At 62.5% G+C, this 12,898-nt stretch carries 16 protein-coding genes; 7 read left to right on the forward strand and 9 right to left on the reverse strand.

Going from position 1 to position 12,898, the window contains the following annotated elements:
- Positions 1–32: 32 nt before the first annotated feature.
- Together NL532_RS03680 and NL532_RS03685 are read left to right on the forward strand one after the other, a co-directional pair.
- On the forward strand, positions 33–650 hold the full coding sequence (locus NL532_RS03680) for a transglutaminase-like cysteine peptidase (RefSeq protein ID WP_023752821.1): 618 nt from the start codon (positions 33–35) through the stop codon (positions 648–650).
- A gap of 336 nt (positions 651–986) precedes the next feature.
- A complete protein-coding gene (locus NL532_RS03685) occupies positions 987–1,193 on the forward strand; it encodes a hypothetical protein (RefSeq protein ID WP_023672099.1) in 207 nt (68 codons plus the stop codon).
- A gap of 95 nt (positions 1,194–1,288) precedes the next feature.
- Here the strand turns inward: NL532_RS03685 and NL532_RS03690 are convergent, their stop codons facing one another.
- The 4 genes from NL532_RS03690 to NL532_RS03705 all read right to left on the reverse strand — a co-directional run bounded on the left by NL532_RS03690 (position 1,289) and on the right by NL532_RS03705 (position 4,053).
- Complete coding sequence (locus NL532_RS03690) at positions 1,289–1,657, reverse strand: helix-turn-helix domain-containing protein (RefSeq protein WP_023672100.1); 369 nt, start codon at positions 1,655–1,657, stop codon at positions 1,289–1,291.
- Positions 1,657–2,175 carry a Smr/MutS family protein gene (locus tag NL532_RS03695; protein ID WP_023672101.1) on the reverse strand — a complete coding sequence of 173 codons (519 nt, stop codon included), beginning with the start codon at positions 2,173–2,175 and terminating at the stop codon, positions 1,657–1,659. The genes NL532_RS03690 and NL532_RS03695 overlap by 1 nt, the downstream gene beginning before the upstream one ends.
- Positions 2,172–3,269 carry a murein transglycosylase A gene (gene mltA / locus NL532_RS03700; RefSeq protein ID WP_023829878.1) on the reverse strand — a complete coding sequence of 366 codons (1,098 nt, stop codon included), beginning with the start codon at positions 3,267–3,269 and terminating at the stop codon, positions 2,172–2,174. The genes NL532_RS03695 and mltA overlap by 4 nt, the downstream gene beginning before the upstream one ends.
- A 79-nt stretch (positions 3,270–3,348) precedes the next feature.
- Positions 3,349–4,053, reverse strand: coding sequence for a Tim44/TimA family putative adaptor protein (locus NL532_RS03705; RefSeq protein WP_023672103.1), 705 nt, complete (start codon positions 4,051–4,053; stop codon positions 3,349–3,351).
- 196 nt (positions 4,054–4,249) lie between these two features.
- On the opposite strand from NL532_RS03705, the gene NL532_RS03710 reads away from it, so the two are divergent.
- Both NL532_RS03710 and secB read left to right on the forward strand, forming a co-directional pair.
- Positions 4,250–4,750: an FxsA family protein gene (locus tag NL532_RS03710; RefSeq protein ID WP_023687591.1), complete on the forward strand. Its 501-nt coding sequence runs from the start codon at positions 4,250–4,252 to the stop codon at positions 4,748–4,750.
- 139 nt (positions 4,751–4,889) lie between these two features.
- Positions 4,890–5,390 carry a protein-export chaperone SecB gene (secB, locus tag NL532_RS03715; RefSeq protein WP_023672105.1) on the forward strand — a complete coding sequence of 167 codons (501 nt, stop codon included), beginning with the start codon at positions 4,890–4,892 and terminating at the stop codon, positions 5,388–5,390.
- 242 nt (positions 5,391–5,632) lie between these two features.
- Here secB and dnaQ read toward each other — a convergent pair whose 3' ends face one another.
- The 5 genes from dnaQ to NL532_RS03740 form a co-directional block, all read right to left on the reverse strand.
- Entirely contained in the window at positions 5,633–6,337 is a 705-nt protein-coding gene (gene dnaQ, locus NL532_RS03720; protein WP_023672106.1) for a DNA polymerase III subunit epsilon, read from the reverse strand.
- A gap of 125 nt (positions 6,338–6,462) precedes the next feature.
- Complete coding sequence (gene coaE / locus NL532_RS03725; protein ID WP_023687592.1) at positions 6,463–7,047, reverse strand: dephospho-CoA kinase; 585 nt, start codon at positions 7,045–7,047, stop codon at positions 6,463–6,465.
- Positions 7,048–7,074: 27 nt separating this feature from the next.
- On the reverse strand, positions 7,075–7,902 hold the full coding sequence (locus tag NL532_RS03730; protein WP_023685038.1) for a shikimate dehydrogenase: 828 nt from the start codon (positions 7,900–7,902) through the stop codon (positions 7,075–7,077).
- Positions 7,895–8,494: a Maf-like protein gene (locus NL532_RS03735; RefSeq protein ID WP_023698100.1), complete on the reverse strand. Its 600-nt coding sequence runs from the start codon at positions 8,492–8,494 to the stop codon at positions 7,895–7,897. Before NL532_RS03735 ends, NL532_RS03730 begins: the two co-directional genes overlap by 8 nt.
- A 58-nt stretch (positions 8,495–8,552) precedes the next feature.
- A complete protein-coding gene (locus NL532_RS03740; RefSeq protein ID WP_460222828.1) occupies positions 8,553–9,491 on the reverse strand; it encodes a pyruvate, water dikinase regulatory protein in 939 nt (312 codons plus the stop codon).
- A 283-nt stretch (positions 9,492–9,774) separates the two neighbouring features.
- On the opposite strand from NL532_RS03740, the gene hemE reads away from it, so the two are divergent.
- The 3 genes from hemE (at position 9,775) to rho (ending at position 12,777) form a co-directional block, all read left to right on the forward strand.
- Positions 9,775–10,806 carry a uroporphyrinogen decarboxylase gene (hemE, locus tag NL532_RS03745; protein ID WP_023726726.1) on the forward strand — a complete coding sequence of 344 codons (1,032 nt, stop codon included), beginning with the start codon at positions 9,775–9,777 and terminating at the stop codon, positions 10,804–10,806.
- Positions 10,806–11,348: a protoporphyrinogen oxidase HemJ gene (gene hemJ / locus NL532_RS03750; protein ID WP_023742021.1), complete on the forward strand. Its 543-nt coding sequence runs from the start codon at positions 10,806–10,808 to the stop codon at positions 11,346–11,348. Before hemE ends, hemJ begins: the two co-directional genes overlap by 1 nt.
- Positions 11,349–11,511: 163 nt before the next feature.
- Positions 11,512–12,777 (forward strand): transcription termination factor Rho, encoded by a 1,266-nt coding sequence (rho, locus tag NL532_RS03755; RefSeq protein ID WP_023672113.1) that lies wholly within the window; start codon positions 11,512–11,514, stop codon positions 12,775–12,777.
- Positions 12,778–12,898: the final 121 nt, after the last annotated feature.

Here is a 12,898-nt window from a genome sequence, read left to right on the forward strand (position 1 = left end):
CCTTTCGTTAAGAACAAGGGCGAACGGGGACAATGACTTCCTCACCGATAGCACGGACGCTGCGCTTGTGGGCGGCAGCAGGGCTGGCGATCTCTGCGTGCTGGGCAGTGCCGGCACTTGCAGGCGGCGCCATGGCGACGGGCGGCATGACCTCGCAGCCGATCGGCCACTATGATTTCTGTAAAACCCAGCCCGGCGAATGCTCGATCCGGCCGAGCAACCTCAACCCCGCCGCGATGACCGACGCCTTCATGCGCAAGCTGATCAACGTGACGTCAAGGGTCAACGCCGCCGTCAAGCCGATGAGCGACTACGACATCTATGGCAAGGACGAGGTCTGGGCCTATCCCGACAAGGGCGTCGGCGATTGCGAAGACTATGTGCTGGAAAAGCGCCGCCAGCTCTCGCGCTCTGGCGTGTCGCTGGCCGATCTCTTGATCACCGTCGTGCGCAAGCCGGACGGCGAAGGCCATGCCGTGCTGACGGTGCGCACCGACAAGGGCGACTACGTCCTCGACAATCTGACCGACAAGGTGAAAATCTGGGACGCCACCGGCTATCGCTTCCTCAAGCGGCAGGCCATCGACAACACCGGCCGCTGGGTCTCGATCCGCGGCGGCCAGCAGGTGCTGGTCGGCGCGGTTCAGTAAATAAGGACGATGCATGTGAGCGCGTCGCTGCGAACAGCTTCGTCGGAAGCCCGCGGCTAATAACTTTCACGAGATAACCGCAAGTTGGCGCTGCCCCTCATTGCCCTGCCGGGCATTTCTCCCCGTATAGTGACGGGGAGAAAGATGCTGCCATCGGTGATTTCGCCAATCGTCAACGTTGCAAAATAGTCGCCGGCAGGCGGATGAGGGCAGCGCTGCCCTCGAAATCTTATCTCTCGAAACGCCTCCTCAAAAAATTTCGCTACCTGCGTGAACCAAACCGTCTCCAGCGGCGACACACAGCCGTAAACAGAAACCCAACCATGGAGACTTCAAATGACTGCTTTCCTGCGTAATGCTTTCCTCGCCGCCATCGCGGTGTCGTCCCTGGCCGGATCCGCTATGGCCGACCAGACCGGCTGCGCCAAGAACAACCAGTGGGGCAATCGCTGTTGCGATCTCACCTCGGACTGCCTGGGTGGCGGTCGCGGCGGCGATCATGACAGCACTGGCGGCCGTGGCGGCCAGGCCGGCGCGAAGTAATCTCGCTATATGCCCGCTGGCTAACGGCCGGCGGGCATCGCCTTCAGGATGAAATGCCGGCGCTATTGATGAGCATTCGTGGCCTTGGCGCCGCCCTACTTACGCCGCTCCAGTGCGGCCCGGATCGAGCCGGTGATGCGGGCAAGCTCGGCTTCGTCCAGCTTCTCGATGTTTTCGGCCAGGAGATTGGCCAACTCGGTGGCGGCAGGACTGAGGCCGGACGTATCGAGTCTCACCCGCGGATGTGAGGCCTCGGCCAGACGCGCCAGCTCTTCGGCATCGTCCCAGATGACGTTGAAATAGCCGATGATCTTCTGGATCAGCGTCCAGGTCGGCGCGCCGCGGCGGCCATGTTCCAGCGCCGACAAATAGGCGGCGCTGACTCCGATCGCCTGCGCCATGTCCTTCTGGCGCAAGCCGCGCTCGGCTCGAAGCGCCCGCAGTTTTTCGCCGAACGGCGTCATCAGCGGGTTCGCCTGAGTCGAACGTAGAGCGCGCCCGAACCGCCGTGGTTGCGGGCGGCGTGATCGTGGCTGGAGACCAGCGGCCGGAAGGCAGGCGTCGACAGCCAGGCAGGCACGGCGCGCCGCAAGACGCCGTCGCCGCCCGACGACGACCCTTTTCCCGTAATGACGAGGACATAGCGGATGCCGCCGGCATGGGCCCGGTGCAGGAACGAAAACAGCAGCGAATAGGCCTCGTCCTGGGTCATGCCATGCAGATCGACGCGGCCTTCGATCGGCAGCCGGCCCTTCTTCAGCTTGTCCAATGTCGGCTCGTCCAGCGCGTGCGATACATGCTGCGCCTTCGGCTTGGCGGCGAGGACCGGACCGACAGCGACCGGCGTCTGTGCCGGCTTGGGGTCGACGACGATGTCGGGAATCTCGACCGCGGTCCGGCCCTTCAGCGGTCGGGCGGTGCGCGCCACCAGGTTCCACAGCACCCGGTCGTCTTCGTTGAGTTTATCGGGGCGCTTGCTCATCGATTCGATTCCGAAACGAGAGCGCGTGGAACCAAGGCATAGAAATCGGCCGCATTGCGAACGACGCCGGCGATCTCGCCGGCCGCATCGCCGGAGCCGGCGAACAGATCGCCCCGCGCCGGTCCGGTGATGGCCGAGCCGGTGTCCTGCGCAATCATCAGCCGCCGGAACGGTTTTCCGTCGAAGGCGGTCAGCGACGGAGCGTCGATGTAGAAGGGGGTACCGAATGTGTGCCGCAGCCGGTCGACCGCGAGCGAACGGCCCGGCGTCAACGGCACCTTGGCGGCGGCGATAGGACCGAGTGCGGCATCGTCGACATCGGCTTCGCGAAAGAAGATGTAGGAGCGGTTCTGCCAGAGGATCTCGTCGATGCGATCCGGATGCGCCCTGAACCAGGCGCGGATAGACTGCATCGTCACTTTTTCCAGTGGGATTTCGCCGAGTTCGGCGAGAATCTTCCCCGGACCGCTGAAACGTTGGCCGGATTTGGCGGCGTAGGTGACGCGGCAAAGCCGGCCGTCGGTCATCTTCAGCCTGGCCGAACCTTGCACATGGATGAAGAAGACGTCGACCTTGTCGGCAAGCCAGGCGATTTCCAGGCCTTGGCCGGCCAGCGCGCCTCTCTCGATCTCACTGCGGTCGAAATACTCCACCAGGCCCTGCGTATCGCGGGCGAAGGCGAGATAGTCGTCCATCCCTCGAGGACGGTTGGCGTCATCGATGTCGACGAGGTCGGCCGGCCGCTCCAGTAGCGGCACCGTGAATTCATCCGTGCGCACTGGTGAGGCCTCGGCCTCGGGCTCGTAGAAGCCGGTGACCAGGCCGGGGTTTTCGGATCGAATCTGGACTGGGGCGAAATGGCGCTCGAAAAAAGCCTTGGCCGCCGACCGATTCGCCGGCGAAACGGTGCGCGCCTCGTCATAAGCGCCGGCAAACGCGTCGAACCGGACGCCCAACGAACCGGTGCGGTAGGGCTTGTTCAGGACATGAAACGCCGAACGGCGGAAGGCTTCGAAAGGGGGCAGATGGTCATCGGAATTCCAACCGGGAAGATCATCGAAGGACTTTTCCACGAAACGCGGCGAGAGCGACACCTCAGCCTCGCCACTGCCGATGTTTGCCTGCATGTCGCTATCCCAAAAAAGCTGCCCGCACCGGGCGACATGCATAGGCTCAGTCTTCTTCCTCGGTGGCGACCAGCTTCCAGTTCGGATCGCGCGAGCGTGTGTCGCGGGCGAAGGTCCAGACATCCTTGACCTCGGCCACCGTCTCGGGATCGCCATCGATGACGGCACCCGCCTTGTCGCGGGTCGCCGAAATCAGTTCGCTCACGATGCGCAGCGTGATGTGGGCCTCGCCGCCCTTCATCTCGGCCGAGACGATGTCGGCCTTGTCGATGCCGACGAAGGAGGACTGGATCTTTTCGGCTTTCGCCTCGCGGTCGCCAATCGCGGCAACGAAGCCGTCAAAAACCTCGCGCGACAACAGGTTCTTCAGCGTTTTTCGGTCGCCATCGGCATAGGCCATGACGATCATCTCGTAGGCCATCTTGGCGCCGTCGACGAAGACTTTAGGGTCGAAGGAGGGATCATTATCCTTGATCGCGCGCAGGCCCTTGTTGAGGTCGGTGTCGGGCTTGGCGAAGGCATCGATGGCCGCGTAGGTCTCGGCAGCCGTCTCGCCCGGCATGCGCTTGCGTGGCAGCGAAACCACATTTTCGGGCTTCTGGGTCGCGTCCTTCTCGGTGCGGCTGGCCGTGTACGGATCGAAGGGCGGGCGCTCGCTGCCCGTGCGGCGGCCAAGCACGTTGCGCAGCTGGAAAAAGATCACCACCGCCGCAATCAGAAAGAAAATGGTGCCGAAGTCGAAGAATCCCATATCTTTCGCCAATCAATCCCTGACCTGGCCGGGACCGCCAGCCAATCGGGCGGCGGTCGCATGGCGTTAAACATGCAAAGCATATAGAACGCATGGCGCAATCATTCAAATCAAAGGCAGGCATACCTATCTAACGGCCTCAGTGCCAGCGGCGATTATGCGCCGCCCGGCAAACATGGAAACGATCGGTCAAGACTTGCGCATTTCCTTCCTTCCTCTGTTCCTGCTTGCGCTGCCGCTGCTGGAAATCGCCGGTTTCGTCATTGTCGGCCGCGAGGTCGGGGCGCTGGCGACGGTCGGTCTGGTGCTGGCTTCAAGCATTGCCGGCGTGCTTCTGCTCCGGCACCAGGGTTTTGGCGTCATGGCGCGGGTCCGCGCCGAGATGGCCGGCGGCGGCGACCCCAGCCGCCAGCTCGCGCATGGCGCCATGATCGTGGTCGCCGCGATCCTGTTGATCATCCCCGGCTTCATCACCGATATTGTCGGCCTGCTGCTGTTCCTGCCGCCGGTGCGCGACCTTGCCTGGCGCAGGCTCAAGGGCCGCATCGTCGTCGCGACCGATTTCACCGCCGGCGGTTTTCGCGGCAGGTCGCGTGACAAGGTCATCGACCTCGACGACCGCGACTATTCGCGCGAGGACGATTTCAAGCGCGGTCCCGACCATAACTCGCCGTGGCGCCGCCTGAAGGACGACTGAACGTCACCTTGCCAACGACTGACTATTGACCCCTTTCGGCCTGAAGGCGGCAAACCTTGTCTTGTCTTGCCGACCATGCTAGCCAACGCCCGATTTCAATTCGGTCAGCGCTGCTGTCCAGGCAAAAGGAACAAGGCTCATGGCCAGCAAAGATGACGCGCCGGTCGGCGCCGCCAACGGCAACGGCGAAACGGCGCAGCCCTCGCTCAACGTGCTTGCCCAGTATGTGAAGGACCTGTCCTTCGAAAGCCCCGGCGCGCCGAACTCGCTGCGCGGCCGCGACAAGGCCCCAGGCATTGCGATCAACGTCAATGTCAATGCCAACCCGCTCTCCGACAAGCAGTTCGACGTCAATCTGACCTTGAACGCCAAGGCGTCCTTCGACCAGGAAGTGCTGTTCAATGTCGAACTGGTCTATGGCGGCGTCTTCGCCATCGCCGGCTTCCCGCAGGAGCACATGCTGCCGATCCTGTTCATCGAATGCCCGCGGCTTTTGTTCCCGTTCGCCCGCCAGATCATCGCCGAAGCCACCCGCAATGGCGGCTTCCCGCCGTTGATGCTCGACCCGATCGATTTTGCCCAGATGTTCCAGCAGAAGCTGGCCGAGGACCAGGCGGCATCGAAGGTCAAGGTGAGCTGAAGGCAAGCGTCACGCGCATGAGTTGAAAGCCCGGCTTCGTGCCGGGCTTTTTGTATACTGAGATGCTGGCGGGACAGCACCCCCTCTGCCTTGCCAGGCATCTCCCCCTCATCGCGACCTTCGCCAACTTTAGACGTTGCAGGAATGGGCTGGAGCGGCGAAGCTGCTGATCTCCCCCCTTGAGGGGGAGATGGCCGGCAGGCCAGAGAGGGGTGTGACGGAACGCTACCTCCGCGATCCGTTCACCCCGCCGCCACCTTCAGCCACAGCGCCTTTTCACCCAGCGTCGCCACCAGCCCCGCATGCGCCGCTCGCTCGCCCTCAGTCAGGCGCGGCGGCAGGGCGATTGGCCTGGCGGCGATCGAGATGTCGATGTCGGCAACGTCGCCATTGCTGTTGAGCTGCACCACGACCGCGTCGAGGACAAGTGCGGCCTGCTTGCCGCCGATGAGTTCGATGTAGACCTCGGCCAGGAGCTCGGAATCGAGCAGCGCGCCGTGCTTGGTGCGGTGGCCGTTGTCGATGCCGTAGCGGCGGCAGAGCGCGTCGAGCGAATTGGGGCCCATCGGATGCTTGCGCCGCGCCAGCGCCAGCGTGTCGACGACGCGCCCGGTGTCTATGGCCGGCTGGCCGAGCCGCCCGAATTCCGTGTTGAGGAAGCCGATGTCGAAATTGGCGTTGTGGGCGACGAGCTTGGCGCCGTCGGTGAAGGCGAGCCATTCCTCGGCGATTTCGGCAAAGGTCGGCTTGCCGACGAGGTCGGCGGCGCTGATGCCGTGCACGGCTTGCGCCTCGACATGGACGGCGCGCCCCTGCGGATTGATGAATTTGTGGAAGGTGCGGCCGGTCGGGAAGCGGTTGACCAGCTCGACGCCGCCAAGCTCGATGATGCGGTCGTCGCGCATGTCGAGTCCGGTGGTTTCGGTATCGAAAATGATCTCACGCATAGAATCAACTCACTCCTGGAGGAGTAGAATCATGGAGCGCAACAAAATGGCAATGGGCAATGCCGACAGCCTGCCGTCAGGAGCCTTATGGGCGCGACTTATCCCCCAGGAGTTAGCAGGCGAGCTCAGCGCCCTGAGAGCTCGGCAATGATCGCGCCGACCGCGCTGCGGGCGGCGTCCATGCCTTCACCGGTGTCGATGACGAAATCGGCCTGCCGGCGTTTTTCGGCATCGGGCACCTGCTTGGCCAGGATGGCCGCCAGCTTTTCCTCGCTCATATCAGGACGCGCCAGCACGCGGGCGCGCTGGATATTGGCCGGCGCGGTGACGACGACGACCTTGTCGACACGGTTGCGGCCGCCGGTTTCGAACAGCAGCGGAATGTCGAGCACGACGAGCGGCGCGGCGGCGGCGCGGTGCCTTGCCAGAAAGGCATCGGCATCGGCCCGCACCAGCGGATGGACGATCGCCTCCAATGTCTTCAGCGCAGCAGCGTTGCCGAGCACGCGGCGCGCCAACTCGGTGCGGTCGACCGAACCGGCAATCACGGTGCCGGGAAAGGCCGCCTCGACGAGAGGTGCTGCCTTGCCGGCATAGAGGCGATGCACGGTCTCGTCGGAGTCATGCACCGGCACGCCGGCGTCGACGAACATTTTCGCCGTCGTCGACTTACCCATGCCGATCGACCCGGTGAGGCCAAGCACGATCATCATTTTGCGCCCATCATTTGCGACCCATCATTTGGCGACGATGTCGGCGACGATCATCTGTCGCAACTCAGGCGTGACCTGCGGCTTCTTGCCGAACCAGCGTTCGAAACCGGGCACAGCCTGGTGCAACAGCATGCCGAGCCCGTCGACCGTCTTCAAGTTTCTCGCGCGGGCAGCGGCAAGCAGCGGTGTTTCCAGCGGCACATAGACGATGTCTGCGACAATGGCGTGAGCTGGCAGGCCGGCCGGATCGGCGGCCAGCGTCGCATCGCCATGCATGCCAAGTGCCGTCGTGTTGATCAGCAAGCCGGCATCGCCAAGCAAGTCGCCGACCGCGCCATGCGCCGAGACGCCGGCCCCGAAGCGGTCGGCGAGTTCCTGCGCCCGCGCCAATGTGCGGTTGACGATGCGGATATCTTTGATGCCGCGCGATTTAAGCGCGTGGATGACCGCGCGCGACGCGCCACCGGCGCCGAGCACCACGGCCGGAGCGTTTCTCTCCCAGCCCCGGGCATGCTCGTCGAGATTGCCGGCAAAGCCGATCCAGTCCGAATTGCCGCCCCACAGCACGCCGTCGTCCAGCCACAGCATGTTGACCGCGCCGATCATCTCCGCCGCCTCGTCGCGGCGCTCGACCCGGGCGAAGGCGACTTCCTTGTGTGGAATGGTGACGTTGCCGCCCTGATAGCCATTGGCCTGGAGGGAAGAGAGGAACTCGGGAAAATCGGCCGGCGCGACATCGATCGCATGATAGCTGCCGTCGATGCCGTATGTGTTCAGCCAATAGCCGTGGATCTTCGGCGAGCGCGAATGCGCGATCGGATGGCCGGTGACGAAAGCTTTTTTCTCAACCATCGATGGCTCCGAGCGCACGCAATTCCGCCAGCACCGGTAACAGCGGCAGGCCGACAATGGTGAAATAATCGCCTTCGATCTTTTCGAACAGCTGGATGCCTTCGCCCTCGATCTGGTAGGCGCCGACGCTCGACAACGCCTTGGCGCCGACGCGGGCCAGGTGCCGGCCGACGAAGGCCGGATCGAGCTTGCGCATGGTAAGGCTGGCGATGCCGACATGGCGCCACAGCACCTTGCCGTTGCGGCAGAGCACGGCGGCGCTGTTCAGCTGATGCGTCTTGCCTGACAGCGCCAACAGATGGCGGCGGGCGCCTTCCATGTCGGCCGGCTTGTGGAACACTTCATCTCCCAGTGACAAAGTCTGGTCGCAGCCGAGCACCAAGGCGCCCGATCTGCGTTCGCTGACCTCGGTCGCCTTGGCTTCGGCGAGTATCAGGGCGACATCTTCCGGCGACACACCGCTGTCCTGCAACGGCGCCTCGAGCGCACGCTCGTCGACATCGGCAGGCACCGCTTCGATGCCGAGCCCGGCATTGATGAGCATTGCTTTGCGGAACGGGCTGCCGGAGGCGAGGATGATTTTTTCGGTCATGGGTTCTGGGCCTGGTCGATAGTGGTTGATTGGGGCAGGAGGTCGCGTTGCCATCCCATCATCTATTCTTCCCCCGCAGGGCAACAATGGCTGCCGCGGTCTCTTCGATCGAGCGGCGGCTGACGTCTATCATCGGCCAATTGTGGCGGGTGCAGATCTGGCGGGCATAGGCGAGCTCTTCGGCGATCGAGGCACGGTCGACATAATCGGTCGCTTCGTAGGTGCTGCTGTTGCCGAGCACGCGGTTCTGCCGGACATGCGAGATGCGTTCGGCGGTGGCGATCAGCCCGACGATCAGCGGCTTGGTGGCAGCGACCAGGCTTTCGGGCACCGGCACGCCGAGCACGATCGGGATGTTGGCGGTCTTGATGCCGCGGTTGGCGAGATAGATGCTGGTCGGCGTCTTCGATGTCCTGGAAATGCCGATCAGCACCACATCCGCGTCGTCCATATTGAGCGGCAGCTGGCCGTCATCATGCTCCATGGTGAAATTGAGTGCGTCGATACGGTGGAAATAATCGGCGTCGAGCACATGCTGGGCGCCGACGCGGCGGCCGGCCGGCGTGCCAAGATAGGACTGGAAGACGGTGAGGACCGGCTCCAGCACCGAAACACAGGGCAGCCCCATGGTGGCGCAGCGCTCGTCAATGCCGCGCGCCAGCTTCTGGTCGACGACGGTGTAGAGGATGATGCCCGGTTCCTCCTCTATGTCCTCGAAGACTTTCGCCACCTGCTTTTCGGTGCGGATGAGCGGATAGATATGCTCGATGGCGCGCGCATCCTTGTATTGCGCCGAGGCGGCTCGGCCGGCCGCCAGCAGCGTCTCGCCGGTGGCGTCGGAAATCAGGTGCAGGTGAAAGAAGCTCTGGGGTTTGTTCACAGGGGGCGCCTCAGGCTGTGGGCTTGTGTGGATAAACCGGGGCCGCAAAGGCGACCGGCTGGAGGCGACTGTATCAGAAGGCCAGTTGTCCACAATTCGATGCGCTGTCAGCTTCACTGTGCGGTTGGGGACAAATCTGGGGACGGGCGTTTTTGCCAGCGCTTCATCCACAGAGGCGGTTTTTCAGCGGCTACGCCAAACCATTGACTCCAGTGATGGAATCCTGGTCATCCACACTCTTTGACAATCCCGCGGAAGAAACACGCGACAAAATGCTGGATGGCCTTTTCCAGGGCAAAGCGGGACAGGTGACAACCACCGATACCAACAGACTCTTAGAATCAGAAAATTCTAGAAATAGACTATTTAATTATAGAGAAGGCAGGGAAGAGAGCGCTCAATGCCCGAGAACCGCATCGTGCTGGACGTGCTGAGAGGCGAGGCAGTGTTTCCGCCGCCGCTCTGGATGATGCGCCAGGCCGGGCGCTATTTGCCGGAGTACCGCGAGACCAGAAAGCGCGCCGGGTCCTTTCTCGATCTTTGCTACAATCCTGATCTGGCTGTCGAAGTGACGCTGCAGCCGATCGAGCGCTTCGGCTTCGATGCCTCGATCCTGTTCTCTGACATTCTGGTCGTGCCGCATGCGCTGGGACGCGATGTCCGCTTCGAGGAGGGCCGCGGGCCGCTGCTGACGCCAATCACTGCAGCTGAGATTTCGGCTCTCAACAGTGAAACGTTTCACGTGAATCTCGAACCGGTCTACGAAACGGTTCGCCGGCTGCGGGCAAGATTGCCTGACGAGACCACGCTGATCGGCTTCTGCGGCGCGCCGTGGACGGTGGCGACCTACATGATCGCTGGCCACGGCACACCCGACCAGGCGCCGGCGCGGCTGTTTGCCTATCGCGAACCGACGGCCTTCAAGCATCTCCTGAAAGTGCTCGCCGATCACTCCGCGGCCTATTTGATCCGCCAGATCGAAGCCGGTGCCGACGTGGTGCAGATTTTCGATTCCTGGTCCGGCGTGCTTGATGATGCGTCTTTCGAGCAGTTCTGCGTGCAACCGGTGGCGGAGATCGTCAGGCAAGTTCGTGCGGTTCATCGCGATGTTCCGATCATCGGCTTTCCCAAGGGCGCCGGCGCCCGCTACGAGACCTATCGTGAGAAGACCGGGGTCACGGGGCTGGGGATCGACTGGACCGTGCCCCTGTCGGCTGCGAACGAACTGCAGCATTCAGGGGCGGTCCAGGGCAATCTCGATCCCTTGCGGCTCGTGGCTGGCGGCAAAGCCCTGTCGGACGGCGTCGATGCGATCCTCAAGGCGCTGGGAGACGGACCGCTGATCTTCAATCTCGGCCATGGCATCACGCCGGAGACGCCGGTGGCACATGTCGAGGCGATGGTGAAGCAGGTGCGGAGCGCGACACGCTGATGGCTCAATCAGATAATACGGGCGGCAACAGCACTCGTGGGGCGATGATGCGGATGACCATCGGCATCGGAGTGCTGGTTGTTCTCACCGCACTTTTGTTTTTCTTTGCGCCTGAGGGTTTCTATCCCTGGGCGAAGGCAATCCATATCCTGGCCGTCATCTCCTGGATGGCCGGCATGCTCTATCTGCCGCGATTGCTGGTCTACCACGCCGACACAGAGAAGGGGTCCGTCCAATCGGAGACCTTCAAGGTGATGGAGCGGCGTCTGCTGCGCGGCATCATCAATCCGGCGATGATCGTCACCTGGGTGTTCGGGCTTTGGCTTGCCTGGAAAGTGTTTGGCTTTCACGGCGGCTGGCTGCACGCCAAGATAGGCTTGGTGCTGTTGCTGTCGGGCGTGCATGGCTATCTGGCCGGTGCTGTCAGGAAATTCGCCGAGGACCGCAATGAAAAACCGGCGCGGCACTGGCGAATCGTCAACGAGATCCCCACATTGCTGATGATCGCCATCGTCATCCTGGTTGTCGTCAAGCCGTTCTAGGCCCATTTCGGTCGACAAAACGCAGCTTGCTCTTTCCCCCGACCGACGATAAAAGACGGGTCTTCCTTCCCGTCATGCGCCGCCCTTGATTGCTTTCGGCCGCGCCCGGCATTTATCGCATCCAGCCGATATATTTTCCCCAAAGCAGATTCAGAGTCCGTCTATGCAAGAAATGAAACTCGCAGAGTTCAAGAACAAGAAGCCGCCAGAGCTGATCGCCTATGCCGAATCGCTCGAAGTAGAAAACGCCAGCGTCATGCGCAAGCAGGAACTGATGTTTGCCATCCTGAAGAAACTGGCCGCCCAGGACGTCGAGATCATCGGCGATGGTGTGGTCGAGTTGTTGCAGGACGGTTTCGGCTTCCTGCGCTCGGCCAACGCCAATTATCTGCCGGGTCCCGACGATATCTACATCTCGCCCTCGCAGATCCGCCGCTTCTCCTTGAAGACCGGCGATACCGTCGAAGGGCCGATCCGCAGCCCAAAAGAGGGCGAGCGCTATTTCGCCCTTCTCAAGGTCAACACGATCAATTTCGACGATCCCGAAAAGATTCGTCACAAGATCCATTTCGACAATCTGACGCCGCTCTATCCGACCAAGCGGCTGAAGATGGAGATCGACAATCCGACCGGCAAGGACATCTCGTCGCGCGTGATCGACCTGGTGGCGCCGATCGGCAAGGGACAGCGCGCGCTCATCAACGCGCAGCCGCGTACCGGCAAAACGGTGCTGATGCAGAATATTGCCCACTCGATCACGGCCAATCATCCGGAATGCTATCTGATCGTACTTCTGATCGACGAACGGCCAGAAGAAGTGACCGACATGCAGCGTTCGGTGAAGGGCGAGGTCGTGTCCTCGACCTTTGACGAACCGGCGGTGCGCCACGTCCAGGTCGCCGAAATGGTCATCGAAAAGGCCAAGCGCCTGGTCGAGCATGGCCGCGACGTCGTTATTCTGCTCGATTCGATCACCCGCCTCGGCCGTGCCTACAACACCGTCGTGCCGTCCTCCGGCAAGGTGCTGACCGGCGGTGTCGACGCCAACGCGCTGCAGCGGCCAAAGCGCTTCTTCGGCGCGGCCCGCAACATCGAGGAAGGCGGCTCGCTGACCATCATCGCCACCGCGCTGATCGACACCGGCAGCCGCATGGACGAAGTGATCTTCGAAGAGTTCAAGGGCACCGGCAACTGCGAAATCCAGCTCGACCGCAAGGTCGCCGACAAGCGCATCTACCCGGCCATGGACATTTTGAAGTCCGGCACCCGCAAGGAAGACCTGCTGGTCTCCAAGCAGGATCTGCAGAAGATCTTCGTCCTGCGCCGCATCCTGGCGCCGATGGGAACCACCGACGCGATCGAGTTCCTGATCGACAAGCTGAAGCAGACCAAGACCAACGCCGATTTCTTCGACTCGATGAACACGTAAGCTTCTCGTCGGCCATCGTTTCGCATTGAAGCCCCGTTCCGGGAACTGGGACGGGGTTTTTCATTGCGGGGGCAAACAGGTCGCATTTCCGACAGGGCGTGGCCTTGGGCGGCAATTTCCA

It is taken from the genome of Mesorhizobium sp. C120A, assembly GCF_030323105.1.
GTDB lineage: Bacteria > Pseudomonadota > Alphaproteobacteria > Rhizobiales > Rhizobiaceae > Mesorhizobium.